The sequence below is a fragment of the Rosenbergiella collisarenosi genome, from assembly GCF_018494085.1.
GTDB classification, from domain to species: domain Bacteria; phylum Pseudomonadota; class Gammaproteobacteria; order Enterobacterales; family Enterobacteriaceae; genus Rosenbergiella; species Rosenbergiella collisarenosi.
Map to the genome: position 1 here is coordinate 34,175 of NZ_JABBFP010000012.1, position 14,468 is coordinate 48,642.

Here is a 14,468-nt window from a genome sequence, read left to right on the forward strand (position 1 = left end):
CAGAGTCGCGCGTTTTACCCATTCCCAATGACTAACCAGTTTTATCGATAAGTCTTAGCAACAAAACGAGTTAGTGTATTTAGTTATTTAATATGCTTAAGCCGTCTTTATCAGTAATAATCGTACGGTTACTCTACACTTACTACATTTTAAGCCATTGGCACTGGAACCTATTAAGCAATGACGACTCAAGCCCCTCAGCTGCCGCTTAGTGCGGAGCAACTCGCCCGCCTACAAGACGTGACCCAAGAACTCTCTTCGCACCAATTGGCGTGGATTTCCGGGTACTGCTGGGGGCGGCTTAACGAAACGTCTTCGGTGTCAAGCAGCACGACCACGAACGCCATCACGGCCCCTGAGGTCGTCGCACCGACGATTACGCTGGTCTCTGCCTCGCAGACCGGTAACGCTCGTCGCCTCGCCGAGGAACTGCGCGACGACCTGTTGGCTGCGCAGCTGCAAGTCAACTTAATCAACGCCGCCGACTACAAATTTAAGCAGATTGCAGCGGAAAAAATCGTCATCGTCATCGCCTCCACCCAAGGGGAAGGCGAGGCACCAGAAGAAGCGGTCGCTTTTTATAAATACCTTCATTCGAAGAAAGCCCCATCACTCCCCGACGTCGGTTTTGCCGTTTTCGGTTTGGGTGACTCTTCTTATGAGTTTTTCTGTAAAGCGGGCAAAGATTTCGACCAGCGACTCAGTGACCTCGGTGCGCAGCGTTTATTGCCGCGCGTCGATGCCGATGTCGACTACGCTCAGGCAGCCGAACAGTGGCGCACCGAGGTCGTTGCTGCGCTCAAGGCTCGCATGCCGACCAGTTCTGCGCAGGCTGTCGCGCACGCGGCAGCGGGTAACAGCGATACACTCGATAGCACGCCCTATACGAAAGAGGCTCCACTGACGGCAACGCTTGCCGTCAGTCAGAAAATCACTGGGCGCGACTCTGACCGTGATATTCGTCATATTGAAATCGATATCAGTGAGTCGGGCCTACGCTATAACGCAGGGGATGCGCTAGGGGTATGGTTTAAAAACGATCCCGCGCTAGTCAGCGAGATTATCGAACTACTCTGGCTTGACGCCAGCGAGATCGTAACGGTCGATGGCCAATCGCTGCCGTTAAGCGAAGCCCTCCAGCGTCGCCTAGAGCTGACTATTAATAGCGCTAAAATTGTCGAGCACTATGCACAGCTCTCTGCCAACGACAAGCTACTAGACCTAGTCAGCGATAAGCAAGCGCTGCAGCAGTTTGCACAGCTTTGGCCGATCGCCGATATGATCCGCCATGCTCCCGCGCAGCTTAAGGCTCAACAATTCGTTGACGTTCTCCGGCCATTAACGCCACGCCTCTATTCGATCTCCTCGTCACAAGCGGAAGTGGAGGACGAAGTCCATATCACCGTCGGGGTGGTACGTTATGACATAGAAGGGCGCGCACGGACCGGCGGCGCATCGGGCTTCTTGGCCGACCATCTGCAAGAAGACGACGAGCTGGAAGTCTTTATCGAGCATAACGATAACTTCCGTCTGCCGACCGCTGGCGATACTCCAGTCATTATGATTGGGCCGGGTACGGGGATCGCACCGTTCCGTTCATTTATCCAGCAACGGGATAACGACGGGGCAGAAGGGCCGAACTGGCTATTTTTCGGTAACCCACACTTCACCGAAGATTTCTTATATCAGGTGGAGTGGCAGAAGTATGTAAAACAAGGACTCCTCACGCGTATCGATCTGGCCTGGTCTCGTGACCAAGCAGAGAAAGTTTACGTCCAAGATAAACTTCGCGAACACGGTGAGGAAGTATGGCGCTGGATTGAACAGGGCGCCCATATCTATGTCTGTGGTGATGCAACGCGCATGGCAAAAGATGTCGAAAACACCTTATTGGCAATTATTGCTGAATATGGCGGAATGGACACTGAGTCTGCAGACGAATACTTAAGCGATTTGCGCATTGCTCGTCGCTATCAGAGAGATGTCTACTAATGAGTATAAAATATCCTGGCCCTCTGGTTGTAGAGGGTAAATTATCCGATGCCGAGCGCCTAAAGAAAGAGAGCAACTTTCTACGCGGAACGATCAAAGAAGATCTCGACGATGGCCTTACTGGTGGGTTTAATGGCGATAACTATCTGCTGATCCGCTTTCACGGCATGTATCAGCAGGACGACCGTGATATTCGTGCTGAGCGTGCCGAACAGAAGCTCGAGGCGCGCCATGCCATGATGCTACGCTGCCGTCTGCCGGGCGGGATCATCACCCCACAACAGTGGCTGGCTATCGACCGCTTCGCGCAAGATAAAACGATTTACGGTAGTATTCGTCTGACTAACCGTCAAACCTTTCAGTTTCACGGTATTCTGAAAAAGAACGTTAAGCCGGTACACCAGATGTTACATGAGGTGGGGCTTGATGCGTTAGCGACCGCCAACGACGTTAACCGTAACGTCCTCTGTACCTCGAATCCGGTCGAATCTGCGCTACACCAAGAAGCGTATGAGTGGGCGAAGAAACTTTCAGAGCATCTGCTTCCGCAAACGCGCGCCTATGCAGAGATCTGGTGGGATAAAGAGAAAGTCGCCACCACCGATGAAGAACCGATCTTGGGTGAAACCTATCTGCCGCGTAAATTCAAGACGACGGTGGTCGTTCCCCCGCATAACGATGTCGACCTGCATGCGAATGACTTGAACTTTATCGCTATCGCCGAAGAGGGCAAGCTCGTCGGCTTCAACCTACTAGTAGGTGGTGGGCTCTCTATCGATCACGGTAATAGAGCGACCTATGCGCGCACAGCAACGGAATTTGGCTTCCTGCCGTTGGAGAAAGTCCTCGATGTCGCGCAGGCGGTAGTCACCACGCAACGCGATTGGGGTAACCGTACCGATCGTAAAAATGCGAAAACTAAATATACCTTGGAGCGTGTCGGCCCCGATGTCTTCAAAGCAGAAGTAGAAAAGCGCGCGGGTCTAACCTTCGCGCCCATCCGTCCTTACGAATTCACGACCCGTGGCGATCGCTTCGGCTGGATTAAGGGAATCGATAACCAGTGGCACCTCACGCTATTTATCGAGAACGGCCGGTTACTCGACTACCCAGGACGCCCGTTAAAGTCAGGGATCGCGCAGATCGCTAAAATCCACCAAGGCGATTTCCGCCTGACGGCTAACCAAAACCTGATCGTTGCAGGAGTACCCGAAGACCAGAAGGCGGCCATTGAAGCCTTAGCGGTAGAACATGGTTTGATGGAAAAGGTTTCACCACAGCGTGAGAACTCAATGGCCTGTGTGGCATTCCCAACCTGTCCACTGGCGATGGCGGAAGCCGAGCGCTTTCTGCCAGGCTTCGTCAGCGAAGTCGAAACATTGATGACGCGCCATCAGGTTGCTGATGAGGCTATCGTGATGCGTGTCACGGGATGCCCTAATGGCTGTGGCCGTGCGCTGTTAGCTGAAGTTGGGTTAGTCGGTAAAGCGCCTGGGCGTTATAACCTCCACCTAGGCGGTAATCGAATCGGAACGCGCATCCCCGCGATGTATCGAGAAAATATTCAGGAAGCGGAGATTCTATCGATTCTTGATGAGCTGATCGGACGTTGGTCGCAGGAGCGTCAACCGGACGAAGGCTTTGGCGATTACACCATTCGTACCGGTATCGTGCGCGAAGTGATCGATCCGGCACGGGATTTCTGGGAAGCTGTGGAGGCATAATGGCAACACTTAACCTAGCAGAACTCGCGTCGCTTGAGAAAGCGGCGCAGCAGGCCGAACTCGCAGACGTCAATCAGCGCCTCGATACATTGAGTGCGCAAGAGCGGGTCGCTTGGGCACTGGAAAACTTACCCGGCCAAGCTGCTTTAACGAGTAGTTTCGGGATTCAAGCTGCGGTAAGCCTGCATCTGGTTAACCAACAATCCCCGAATATACCGGTGATCTTAACCGACACCGGTTACCTATTCCCGGAAACCTACCAGTTTATCGATAGCTTGCAGGAGCGCTTGCAGCTTAACCTGCAAGTCTACCGGGCTGAGCTATCCCCAGCCTGGCAAGAGGCACGTTACGGTAAACTCTGGGAGCAGGGCGTCGAGGGTCTTGAACGCTATAACCAGCTTAACAAGGTAGAGCCACTGACGAGGGCGCTGGGGGAGTTACAGGTAAGCACCTGGTTTGCCGGCCTACGTCGTGAGCAATCTGCAAGTCGTGCGCATTTACCCGTATTATCCATCGCACGAGGGATTTTTAAATTCCTACCGATTGTGGATTGGGATAACCGCCAAGTATATCAATATTTGAAAAAACACGACCTCAGTTACCATCCGCTTTGGGAGCAGGGCTACCTATCGGTCGGCGACACGCATACCACGCGTAAATGGGAGCCGGGGATGCGTGAGGAAGAAACGCGCTTCTTTGGGCTGAAACGCGAATGTGGCCTTCACGACGGCTAATGCTTTGGCGCAGAAGAGGTAGGTGCTAGTAGTCCTCGCAGCAGCGGCGTTAAGACGAGTACTAGCTGGTGGCCGCGCTGTTGTAACCGTTTAGGATAATGGCTGTCGATAAAGGCTAAATTATCCTTTGCGGCATCATCATGAAACAATGGCGCTTCGTCCGCTGCGGCAAGCGTAATCAGCGTGTTCGTATTCGAGGCGGTGACGCGCATATAGGGGAGCCCCAGCTTCTCGAACTCGGTTAACGTGCGCGAACGGCTACTGGCTAATTGCGCAGTTGATAGCGAAACATGGTAGTGCTGAGCGAGTCGCTTGGCTTCACCCGTTGTCTGTTTACGCACCGCTGCTGCGGTATTGGTACCGTTTAAAAAGGCCAGTTTTTTGCCTGCGATGATATTTTCTATATCGATCACCAGTAGCGTATTCGCCCGGTCGTGGGTCGACAAGCTATTCAGATAATCTTGAACGCCATGCTGCGGCGGCTGGGTGCCACTTAGCGCGACAAACCGTAAGCCATAGCCTTTGTGGGTGGTCGCTAAGCGCTTAGCTAATTCCAGCATAACTCCTAAGCTTGCGGCACTGTTATCGACGCCTTGAAAGGTTAATCCACCGATGTTCTGTTGGCGCTGCTGTGCCGTCAGTGCCTGCGGGGTATCGATATGGGTGACGATCAGGATCTGCTGAGGGAGCTGCCCACGATGCTCCGCGACAACAGATAGCGCTGAGCGCGGACGGGCCTCTCCCACCTGACGATGGATCTGTGTGGCATAGCCTAGCTGCGTGAATTGCTGGTCCAGATATTGCGCGGTCAGGAACTCAGCCGGTGACCCGGACATCCTGCCGGGAAAATAGGTGGCGATATAGCGTGCTTGCTGGTCTGCATAGTTTCCCACCTCTTGCTCAGATTGAGCCTGTGCCAGCAGAGGGGAGAACAAAAGGCTAGAGCAAAGCATACAAGATGCTAATTTATTCTTTAACAAACTTAACATTATTAATAGGTTCCACACAGTCACGCAGCGCAGATAATATCATTAGTCGTACGTTCTAAGGGTAGACATTTATCTGAATTACGCCGTTATACCCTAAAGCAAAAAAATTGCTAAGCTTATTCCATAATGTTACTGCTCATTCCAAAACAACATTTCATCATTAGACCCAGAAGCTTATATAGTTTAGTCATTGAACGACTAACTTTGTTGAGTGCGTGTGGACTACTTACCGCTGTTTGCTGAATTAAAAAATCGTCCAGTATTGGTGATTGGTGGGGGCGAAATTGCCTCCAGAAAAATCGATCTGTTGTTGCGTGCACAGGCGGTTGTGCACATTGCCGCGCGTGAGCTTTTCCACGAGGTCAACGAGCTAGTCGAGGCGCAGCAGGCCTTATGGATTGCGTCGGAATATCATCCTGATCAAATCGATAAGGTTTTTTTCGTTATTGCCGCGACAGACGACGCGGAACTCAACGAACAGGTCTATCAAGACGCACAGCGTAAATTCAAATTGGTTAATGTGGTCGATGACCAAGCACGCTGTAGTTTTATCTTTCCTTCAATTGTCGACCGCTCGCCGGTGATCGTCGCGATCTCCTCGGCGGGTACCGCTCCTGTATTGGCTCGCTCATTACGCGAAAAGATCGAGACACTGCTTCCGGCTCGTCTTGGCGATGCCGCACAACTCGCCGGATGTTGGCGCGACCGCGTGAAACAGCGTTTTCAGCGTATGGTTGATCGCCGTCGTTTCTGGGAGCGTCTGTTTAGCGGTGAGTTTATGCATCAAGCAACGGCGGGTAACCTGCAACAGGCGGAGGCGATCCTCGCACAAAGCCTGCAGCACCCGGTGGCGCAGCGTGGAGAAATCTATTTAGTCGGCGGTGGTCCTGGGGATCCCGGGTTACTCACGCTAAGGGGCCTGCAAGTAATGCAGCTGGCAGATGTCGTGCTCTACGATCACTTGGTAAGCGACGAGGTATTAGATCTGGTTCGCCGCGATGCAGAGCGGATCTGTGTCGGTAAACGTGCTGGCGCTCATTCAGTGCCGCAAAACGAAACAAACCAATTATTAGTCAGCCTAGCCCAACAAGGTAAAAAAGTCGTTCGTCTAAAAGGTGGAGACCCGTTCATTTTTGGGCGCGGCGGCGAGGAGCTAGAGGCGGCGGTGGCGGCCAATATTCCTTTCCAAGTTGTCCCGGGGATCACCGCGGCGGCGGGGGCGACGGCTTACGCCGGTATTCCACTGACTCATCGGGACTATGCGCAGAGCGCGGTCTTTATAACCGGACATTGTCGCAGCGATGGGCGAGAACCCGACTGGGCTGCACTGGCGCTCAGCGACCAGACCCTAGCCATCTACATGGGGACGGTAAAAGCGGGAGAAATTAGTCGCCGCTTAATCGAACACGGCCGAGCGGCCGAAACGCCGGTTGCGATTATTGCACGGGGCACCCGGCAAGATCAGTGCGTGCTCACCGGTCGGCTCGATCAGCTCGCAGATTTAGCGACTCATGCGCCATCGCCCGCTCTAGTGGTGATTGGCGAGGTCGTTCACTTACACAAGCAGTTAGCCTGGTTTCAGAAGTCATCCGCGATGATGACTCCCTCTTCAGCGCTTACCCCTATTATTTGAGGAATCGTATGGACCAACAACGACTGACTCATCTGCGTCAGCTTGAAGCAGAGAGTATTCACATCCTACGCGAGGTGGCAGCAGAATTCTCCAACCCGGTCATGATGTACTCGATCGGTAAAGACTCTTCGGTCATGTTGCATCTTGCCCGTAAGGCTTTCTACCCAGGCAAGCTTCCTTTCCCTCTATTACACGTCGATACGGGCTGGAAATTTAAGCAAATGTACGAGTTTCGTGATCGGATGGTCAAAGAGATTGGCGCTGAGCTTATCGTACACCGTAACCCTGAAGGGGTTGCAATGGGGATCAACCCCTTCGTACACGGCAGCGCCAAGCATACCGATATCATGAAGACGGAAGGCTTAAAGCAGGCTCTGAATAAGTATGGTTTCGATGCGGCGTTCGGTGGCGCACGTCGCGACGAAGAAAAATCGCGTGCGAAAGAACGTATCTATTCTTTCCGCGATCGGTTTCACCGTTGGGATCCGAAAAATCAGCGTCCTGAGCTATGGCACAACTACAACGGTCAAATCAATAAAGGCGAGAGTATTCGTGTGTTCCCGCTCTCAAACTGGACCGAGCTGGATATCTGGCAATATATCTTTTTAGAGAACATTGAGATCGTTCCGCTGTATCTATCGGCAGAACGTCCGGTTCTTGAGCGCGACGGCATGCTAATGATGATCGATGACGATCGCATCGACCTACAACCTGGCGAGAAAATCGAGCAGCGTAAAGTCCGTTTTCGCACACTAGGCTGCTGGCCGCTTACCGGTGCGGTTGAGTCTTCGGCCGAAACACTGCCGGAAATTATTGAAGAGATGTTGGTTTCCACCACCAGCGAGCGCCAAGGCCGCGTTATCGATCGGGACCAAGCAGGCTCGATGGAAATGAAAAAACGCCAGGGTTACTTCTAAGGATCTGATTATGAATAACGCATTAGCACAACAAATTGCCGAACAAGGTGGCGTAGAAGCCTGGCTGACCGCACAACAATACAAGAGCTTACTCCGCTTCCTGACCTGCGGAAGCGTTGATGATGGGAAAAGTACCCTCATTGGCCGCCTACTTCATGATACCCGCCAAATTTATGAAGACCAGCTCACCTCACTGCACAACGACAGTAAGCGCCATGGTACGCAAGGCGAGAAGCTCGATTTGGCGCTGCTGGTCGACGGACTACAGGCGGAGCGCGAGCAAGGGATTACCATTGATGTTGCCTATCGCTATTTCTCGACGGAGAAGCGTAAATTTATCATTGCTGACACGCCAGGCCACGAGCAATACACGCGAAACATGGCAACTGGCGCCTCAACCTGTGACTTGGCTATCCTACTGATCGATGCTCGCAAAGGGGTATTAGACCAAACGCGACGCCATAGCTTTATCTCGACCTTGCTGGGTATCAAGCACTTGGTGGTGGCGGTGAACAAAATGGATCTGGTTGAGTATAGCGAGACGACGTTTAACGACATCGTGCAGCAATATCTCGACTTTGCAGAGCAACTGCCGAAGGACCTCGATATTCGCTTCGTTCCGGTCTCCGCTCTAGAAGGGGAAAATATCGCGAATGCTAGCCAGCATATGCCTTGGTACACCGGCCCGACGTTATTAGAGATCCTAGAAACGGTCGACATCAATAAAGTCGTGGAAGGTCAAGCGATGCGCTTCCCGGTACAATATGTCAATCGTCCTAACCTCGATTTTAGAGGGTATGCAGGGACCGTTGCCTCGGGTACCGTCTCGGTCGGTCAACAGATTAAAGTATTGCCTTCTGGCGTTAGCAGCCGCGTAGCCAAAATTACCACTTTCGATGGGGATCTCGAACACGCCTCTGCGGGTGAGGCGGTCACCTTGGTGCTGGAAAGTGAAATCGATATCTCTCGCGGTGACCTGCTCGTCGACGTCGAGGCGCAATTAACCCCCACGCACTCCGCGGAAGTAGACGTGGTGTGGATGGGCGAAAATGCCTTACAACCTGGCCAGAGTTATCAGGTAAAAGTCGCCGGCAAGACAGCACGTGCCGTGGTCGATGAGATTATTCACCAAGTGAATATCAATACGCTCGCCACCAGTGAGACTCAGACGCTACCGCTCAACGCAATTGGCCGTGTGCTACTCACCTTTGACGAGCCGCTGATGCTCGATCCTTATGCGCAAAACCCTGTAACGGGCGGCCTTATCTTTATCGACCGCTTGAGTAATGTCACGGTGGGGGCGGGGATGGTCTATCAAACTCGCGCGGTAGACAGCCATCAGTCCACCGGACAATTCAGTGCCTTTGAACTTGAGCTGAACGCGCTAGTGCGTAAGCATTTCCCGCACTGGGATGCGAAGGATCTGCGAGATAGTCTGAAATGAGTCGGCAAGCCGAAAATATTGTCTGGCATCAGCATGCCGTGACGGCTGAGATGCGCGAAACACTGCACCGCCATCGCGGTGCAGTCGTATGGTTTACCGGGCTATCAGGGTCCGGCAAATCAACGCTCTCCGGCGCGGTAGAGCTAGCGCTGCACCAATTGGGGATTAGCTCCTTCCTTCTCGACGGCGACAACGTGCGCCAGGGGTTGTGCCGTGACCTTGGATTTAGCGATGAAGATCGCAAGGAAAATATCCGTCGTATTAGTGAGGTGGCCAACTTAATGGTGGATGCCGGGCTGATCGTACTGACGGCCTTTATCTCTCCGCACCGCAGCGAGCGCCAAGTGGCCCGTGAACTGATTGGTGAAGAGAGATTTATCGAAATATTTGTCGATACGCCAGTGGAAATTTGCGAACAGCGCGATCCCAAAGGGCTTTACCGTAAGGCGAGGGCGGGTGAAATCAAAGACTTCACGGGGATTGGCTCGGGTTACGAACCTCCTCTAACGCCTGAACTCAAGGTCGACGGTCAACAATTGGTTACAAAACTTAGCGAGCAGATCATCGATCTGTTGCGCGAGCGCGCTATTATTCCGGCTTAACTTTTTTCAAGGATAAGCCACGAGTTATGCCTGATTTGCCCGACCCAGTTAGTCATGCGCCACCCTATAATAAAGAATGGCCCTCCGCACTCGTTGCCGGGGGCTGTTTTGGCCTATTCGCTTACCTGCTTGCACTCCTTTCTCCCTTTATGGCGTTTGGCGCCAGCGTACTCTTCTTTTTCCTCTATACTTGGCCTTTCTTTTTAGCGCTACTGCCGGTTGCTGTCTTCTCAGGCATGGCGATATCGGTATGGCAACGTCAAAAGATATTTATCACTTTTTTACTCACCTTGGCCGTGGTCGGTCTTAGCTTCTGGGGATTATTTTATGCCTTCATCGGATGGTGAGGCGAATCGCCCGGGATAGAGGACACTAAAACTTGTCAGAAAACGCTGACTTGCGGCAGGTTACAGTGGAGTCAAAGGCTAACTTGTGGGAAGATTAGCGAATCTGTCGGGGGGAAGGATGGGAAAACTCACTTTATTGCTACTTATTTTACTGGGATGGTTACAATATTCATTGTGGCTCGGTAAAAATGGTATCCATGATTACAGTCGTGTCAGCGAGGAAGTTGCGCAGCACCAAGATGCTAATGCAAAACTTAAAGCGCGTAATGATCAGCTCTTTGCTGAAATCGACGATCTTAATGGCGGGTCTGAAGCCATTGAAGAGCGCTCGCGAGACGAGCTTGGTATGATTCGTCCTGGTGAAACCTTCTTTCGCTTAGTGCCTGAACAGAACCGTAACGCCGTTAATAATTCGGCATCAGGACAATAACAACGACGAAAATTAATGATGACAACCGTTTCTCCTACGGGAATTATTGCTGTGGTTCCCGCCGCCGGCATTGGCAGCCGCATGCAATCCTCTTGCCCAAAACAATATCTGTCGATCGGCTCTAAAACTCTCCTCGAACACAGTATCGCCGTACTCGTCGCTCACCCAGCGATTACCCAGGTTATCGTTGCCTTACACCCCGAGGATATCCACTTTCGTCATCTGCCCATCGCGGAGGATAGGCGGATAACGACGGTAATTGGCGGAGAAACGCGTGCTGAATCCGTTTTAGCCGCGCTGGAGAGTATCAATGCAGCAGCGACCCCTTGGGTACTCGTTCACGATGCGGCTCGTCCTTGCTTGGCCTTAACTGATTTAGAGCGTCTATTAGCCCTGACTACACAGAGTTCAGTGGGGGGCTTGCTCGCGACGCCGGTTAAAGACACGATGAAACGGGCGATGAGTGGAGAAAAACAGGTCGACCATAGTGTTGAACGGCGCGATCTCTGGCATGCGCTAACGCCTCAGCTCTTTCCATTGTCGTTGTTAAAGACGTGTTTATCTACCGCATTGCAACGGGGGGAAGAAGTGACTGACGAAGCCTCGGCGTTGGAGCTATGTGGCTATCATCCTGAACTCGTTGAAGGCCGCAGTGATAATTTAAAAGTGACCCGTCCAGAAGATCTGGCATTAGCGGGGTTCTATCTTTCTCAATAACACCAATAGGAGCCGCATAATGCGTATTGGACACGGTTTCGATGTACATGCTTTCGGAGGGGAAGGCCCCTTGGTCATCGGCGGAGTGCGTATTCCCTTCCCACAAGGTTTTCTTGCCCATTCTGACGGTGATGTCGCGCTACACGCGTTAACCGATGCCCTCCTTGGCGCGGTGGCGCTTGGGGATATCGGTAAACTCTTTCCCGATACCGACCCGGCCTTCAAAGGCGCGGACAGCCGCGGCTTGCTCCGGGAAGCTTGGCGCCGTATTCAAGAGAAAGGCTACACGATCGGTAACGTCGACGTGACGATTATCGCTCAGGTGCCAAAAATGCTGCCACATATTCCCCAAATGCGTATCAATATCGCTGAAGACTTAGGCTGCCACATGGACGACGTAAATGTTAAAGCGACCACGACGGAAAAATTAGGCTTCACCGGGCGTGGGGAAGGGATTGCTTGCGAAGCGGTCGCCCTGCTAACCAAGGTAGAAAAATGATAGAGAGTACTCCCTTAACGTGGTTGCTGGGTAAGCCCAGTGCGACGGGATTGATTAAACAGTCTGCGAGCGATTTTCGTGTTGTCGAAGATCTTGGCTATACTGCTGATCAACATGGTGAGCATTTGCTCATTCGCCTACGTAAAACCGGCTGTAACACGCGCTTCGTTGCTGATGCACTGGCGAAATTTTTAAAAATTCCGGCACGAGAAGTCAGCTATGCTGGCATGAAAGATCGCCATGCCGTCACCGAGCAAACGCTCTGCGCTCGCTTTCCGGGTAAAGAGATGCCAAGTTTTGCGGCATTTTCGCTCGAAGGGGTAGAAATCCTTGAGGTCGCCCGGCACCAACGTAAAGTGCGTATCGGTGGTCTTGCAGGAAACTCGTTTCAGTTGGTGGTTCGCGATATCAGCGATAAGCAGGCGGTCGAGCAGCGTTTAGCCGTTATCGCCGAGCAGGGTGTACCTAATTATTTTGGTGAGCAACGCTTCGGACGTGATCGCCACAATATTACCCTCGCTCAACAATGGGCGGCTGGAGAGATTCGGATTAAAGATCGTGCCAAGCGTAGCCTGCTGCTTTCTGCGATACGTAGCGATATCTTCAACCAAGTGACTAGCGCACGACTGGCGAAACAGGCGAGTCTCTCCCAATTATGGGTAGGCGACTGCGTACAGCTTACGGGACGGGGAAGCTGGTTTGTCGTCGACGATGACGAGTTTGCACAGACGCAGACCCGTGTTCAACATGGCGAATTACGGATTACCGCGCCACTCGTCGGTAAGGGCGAGGGGGTGGTGAGTGGTGCTGCCGCTGAATTTGAGCAACAACAGTTGGCGGCGCACAGCGCTTTTATTACATTATTATCTAACGAAAGGGTAGATGCGGCACGCCGAGCGATGCTGGTCTGCCCACAAAAAATGACCTGGGAATGGCTGGATGAGCACAATCTTCAGCTTAATTTCTGGCTGCCTGCTGGCAGCTATGCAACCAGTGTCGTCAGAGAACTCGTTTTACAGGGAGAAATGATTGAGGATCCTGCTGAGTAATGATGACGGTGTGTTAGCACCCGGCATTCAACGGTTGGCTCAAGCGCTGCGTAGCATGGCGCAAGACGTCCGTATTATTGCTCCTGACCGTAATCGTAGCGGCGCCTCAAGCGCGTTGACGCTCGATATGCCATTACGGACTTATCGGCATGCTAACGGCGATATCGCGGTGCAACAGGGCACGCCGACAGATTGCGTCTATCTAGGGGTTAATTGTCTGATGACGCCGGCCCCCGATATCGTGATTTCTGGCATTAACGCCGGGCCGAATCTTGGGGACGATGTCATCTACTCTGGGACGGTGGCTGCTGCCATAGAAGGACGTCACTTGGGGCTGCCCGCGCTCGCCGTGTCACTTAACGGTAGTACGCATTACGAGACGGCGGCCGAGGTAACCTGTCAGATCCTTCGCGTCCTTACCGCTCAGCCGTTACGCCTCAGCCCTGTATTAAACATCAACGTTCCTGATCTTCCTTTAGCTGAAATCAAAGGATGGAAGGTGACGCGCTGCGGTTACCGCCATCCCGCCGATAGAGTGATCACCCAACAAGATCCGCGTGGTGAGACCTTATATTGGATCGGCCCGCAGGGTAAGCCGCATGATGCAGGGGAAGGGACTGACTTCGACGCGATCGAACAGGGGTATGTTTCTATCACTCCATTAGGCATCGATCTCACGGCTTACCATGCAGTATCCCAACTTTCCGAATGGTTAGAGAATGTCGAGGGCCTAGTTACATGCTGAGTCGGCGTGTTGAGATGTTACTTGATTACTTACGTCTGCATGGGATTGCCGACGAGGCGATACTGCGTGCGATTTCGCTGGTTCCCCGCGAGCAGTTTGTCGACGAGGCTTTTGAACATAAGGCTTGGGATAATAATGCCTTACCCATAGGCTATGGCCAAACCATCTCACAGCCTTATATGGTCGCCAGAATGACGGAACTGCTAGGGTTGACGCCTTTTTCTCGTGTACTAGAGATCGGTACAGGCTCGGGCTACCAAACGGCCATCCTCGCAAACTTAGTCGAGCACGTTTATTCGGTGGAGCGGATCAAGGGATTACAGTGGGCGGCAAAACGGCGTCTAAAGAACCTTGACCTGCACAATGTCTCTACGCGTCATGGCGACGGCTGGCATGGCTGGGTCTCACGCGGGCCTTTCGATGCGATCATCGTGACCGCGGCTGCGCCTGAAATACCTTTCGAATTACTCGCGCAGCTTGCCGAAGGCGGCGTCATGGTACTCCCCGTGGGCGAAGAACAGCAGTTTTTACAACGTATCCAGCGAACGGGTGATACCTTCACTGACGACATAATAGAACCCGTACGATTCGTACCGTTAATTCCAGGCGACCTGGCTTAACGTTTTCCTGACATCGTCTCATAGCC

The 14,468-nt window shown here is 52.7% G+C and carries 15 protein-coding genes; 14 read left to right on the forward strand and 1 reads right to left on the reverse strand.

What is annotated here, in order from left to right; translation table 11 throughout:
• Nucleotides 1-180 precede the first annotated feature (180 nt).
• From cysJ to HGT70_RS15040, 3 genes are read left to right on the forward strand one after another with little or no spacing between them, the layout of a single operon-like run.
• Nucleotides 181-1,992, forward strand: a complete 1,812-nt coding sequence (gene cysJ, locus HGT70_RS15030; protein ID WP_214196415.1) for an NADPH-dependent assimilatory sulfite reductase flavoprotein subunit — start codon at nucleotides 181-183, stop codon at nucleotides 1,990-1,992.
• Nucleotides 1,992-3,716, forward strand: coding sequence for an assimilatory sulfite reductase (NADPH) hemoprotein subunit (gene cysI / locus HGT70_RS15035; RefSeq protein WP_214196416.1), 1,725 nt, complete (start codon nucleotides 1,992-1,994; stop codon nucleotides 3,714-3,716). The genes cysJ and cysI overlap by 1 nt, the downstream gene beginning before the upstream one ends.
• Entirely contained in the window at nucleotides 3,716-4,450 is a 735-nt protein-coding gene (locus HGT70_RS15040; RefSeq protein WP_071434232.1) for a phosphoadenylyl-sulfate reductase, read from the forward strand. The genes cysI and HGT70_RS15040 overlap by 1 nt, the downstream gene beginning before the upstream one ends.
• On the opposite strand, the gene HGT70_RS15045 is transcribed toward HGT70_RS15040, so the two are convergent.
• Nucleotides 4,447-5,403, reverse strand: a complete 957-nt coding sequence (locus HGT70_RS15045; protein ID WP_214196417.1) for a M28 family peptidase — start codon at nucleotides 5,401-5,403, stop codon at nucleotides 4,447-4,449. The two genes, HGT70_RS15040 and HGT70_RS15045, sit on opposite strands and share 4 nt — an antisense overlap.
• 253 nt (nucleotides 5,404-5,656) lie before the next feature.
• Here HGT70_RS15045 and cysG point away from each other — a divergent pair, with 253 nt between their 5' ends.
• The 11 genes from cysG (at nucleotide 5,657) to HGT70_RS15100 (ending at nucleotide 14,442) form a co-directional block, all read left to right on the forward strand.
• Nucleotides 5,657-7,072, forward strand: a complete 1,416-nt coding sequence (cysG, locus tag HGT70_RS15050) for a siroheme synthase CysG (protein ID WP_214196418.1) — start codon at nucleotides 5,657-5,659, stop codon at nucleotides 7,070-7,072.
• A gap of 8 nt (nucleotides 7,073-7,080) precedes the next feature.
• Nucleotides 7,081-7,989: a sulfate adenylyltransferase subunit CysD gene (gene cysD / locus HGT70_RS15055; protein WP_071434237.1), complete on the forward strand. Its 909-nt coding sequence runs from the start codon at nucleotides 7,081-7,083 to the stop codon at nucleotides 7,987-7,989.
• A gap of 10 nt (nucleotides 7,990-7,999) precedes the next feature.
• Nucleotides 8,000-9,433, forward strand: a complete 1,434-nt coding sequence (gene cysN / locus HGT70_RS15060; RefSeq protein WP_214196419.1) for a sulfate adenylyltransferase subunit CysN — start codon at nucleotides 8,000-8,002, stop codon at nucleotides 9,431-9,433.
• The gene (gene cysC / locus HGT70_RS15065; RefSeq protein ID WP_214196420.1) at nucleotides 9,430-10,035 is read left to right on the forward strand and encodes an adenylyl-sulfate kinase; all 606 of its coding nucleotides are present in this window, start codon (nucleotides 9,430-9,432) and stop codon (nucleotides 10,033-10,035) included. Before cysN ends, cysC begins: the two co-directional genes overlap by 4 nt.
• 26 nt (nucleotides 10,036-10,061) lie before the next feature.
• Nucleotides 10,062-10,382 carry a DUF3561 family protein gene (locus tag HGT70_RS15070; RefSeq protein ID WP_071434242.1) on the forward strand — a complete coding sequence of 107 codons (321 nt, stop codon included), beginning with the start codon at nucleotides 10,062-10,064 and terminating at the stop codon, nucleotides 10,380-10,382.
• Between the two features lie 118 nt (nucleotides 10,383-10,500).
• Nucleotides 10,501-10,812 carry a cell division protein FtsB gene (ftsB, locus tag HGT70_RS15075; RefSeq protein ID WP_071434244.1) on the forward strand — a complete coding sequence of 104 codons (312 nt, stop codon included), beginning with the start codon at nucleotides 10,501-10,503 and terminating at the stop codon, nucleotides 10,810-10,812.
• 15 nt (nucleotides 10,813-10,827) lie between these two features.
• Entirely contained in the window at nucleotides 10,828-11,529 is a 702-nt protein-coding gene (ispD, locus tag HGT70_RS15080; protein WP_214196421.1) for a 2-C-methyl-D-erythritol 4-phosphate cytidylyltransferase, read from the forward strand.
• 19 nt (nucleotides 11,530-11,548) lie between these two features.
• Complete coding sequence (ispF, locus tag HGT70_RS15085) at nucleotides 11,549-12,028, forward strand: 2-C-methyl-D-erythritol 2,4-cyclodiphosphate synthase (protein WP_244968972.1); 480 nt, start codon at nucleotides 11,549-11,551, stop codon at nucleotides 12,026-12,028.
• Nucleotides 12,028-13,077, forward strand: coding sequence for a tRNA pseudouridine(13) synthase TruD (gene truD, locus HGT70_RS15090; RefSeq protein WP_422047372.1), 1,050 nt, complete (start codon nucleotides 12,028-12,030; stop codon nucleotides 13,075-13,077). The genes ispF and truD overlap by 1 nt, the downstream gene beginning before the upstream one ends.
• Nucleotides 13,058-13,822, forward strand: coding sequence for a 5'/3'-nucleotidase SurE (gene surE / locus HGT70_RS15095; protein ID WP_214196422.1), 765 nt, complete (start codon nucleotides 13,058-13,060; stop codon nucleotides 13,820-13,822). The genes truD and surE overlap by 20 nt, the downstream gene beginning before the upstream one ends.
• Complete coding sequence (locus tag HGT70_RS15100) at nucleotides 13,816-14,442, forward strand: protein-L-isoaspartate(D-aspartate) O-methyltransferase (RefSeq protein ID WP_071434252.1); 627 nt, start codon at nucleotides 13,816-13,818, stop codon at nucleotides 14,440-14,442. Before surE ends, HGT70_RS15100 begins: the two co-directional genes overlap by 7 nt.
• Nucleotides 14,443-14,468: the final 26 nt, after the last annotated feature.

What these genes read in the sequence shown, in the direction of transcription:
- cysJ (WP_214196415.1), top strand. Translation starts at nt 181, where the DNA reads ATGACGACTCAAGCCCCTCAGCTGCCGCTTAGTGCGGAGCAACTCGCC.
- cysI (WP_214196416.1), top strand. Translation starts at nt 1,992, where the DNA reads ATGAGTATAAAATATCCTGGCCCTCTGGTTGTAGAGGGTAAATTATCC.
- HGT70_RS15040 (WP_071434232.1), top strand. Translation starts at nt 3,716, where the DNA reads ATGGCAACACTTAACCTAGCAGAACTCGCGTCGCTTGAGAAAGCGGCG.
- HGT70_RS15045 (WP_214196417.1), bottom strand. Translation starts at nt 5,403, where the DNA reads ATGCTTTGCTCTAGCCTTTTGTTCTCCCCTCTGCTGGCACAGGCTCAA.
- cysD (WP_071434237.1), top strand. Translation starts at nt 7,081, where the DNA reads ATGGACCAACAACGACTGACTCATCTGCGTCAGCTTGAAGCAGAGAGT.
- cysN (WP_214196419.1), top strand. Translation starts at nt 8,000, where the DNA reads ATGAATAACGCATTAGCACAACAAATTGCCGAACAAGGTGGCGTAGAA.
- cysC (WP_214196420.1), top strand. Translation starts at nt 9,430, where the DNA reads ATGAGTCGGCAAGCCGAAAATATTGTCTGGCATCAGCATGCCGTGACG.
- HGT70_RS15070 (WP_071434242.1), top strand. Translation starts at nt 10,062, where the DNA reads ATGCCTGATTTGCCCGACCCAGTTAGTCATGCGCCACCCTATAATAAA.
- ftsB (WP_071434244.1), top strand. Translation starts at nt 10,501, where the DNA reads ATGGGAAAACTCACTTTATTGCTACTTATTTTACTGGGATGGTTACAA.
- ispD (WP_214196421.1), top strand. Translation starts at nt 10,828, where the DNA reads ATGATGACAACCGTTTCTCCTACGGGAATTATTGCTGTGGTTCCCGCC.
- ispF (WP_244968972.1), top strand. Translation starts at nt 11,549, where the DNA reads ATGCGTATTGGACACGGTTTCGATGTACATGCTTTCGGAGGGGAAGGC.
- HGT70_RS15100 (WP_071434252.1), top strand. Translation starts at nt 13,816, where the DNA reads ATGCTGAGTCGGCGTGTTGAGATGTTACTTGATTACTTACGTCTGCAT.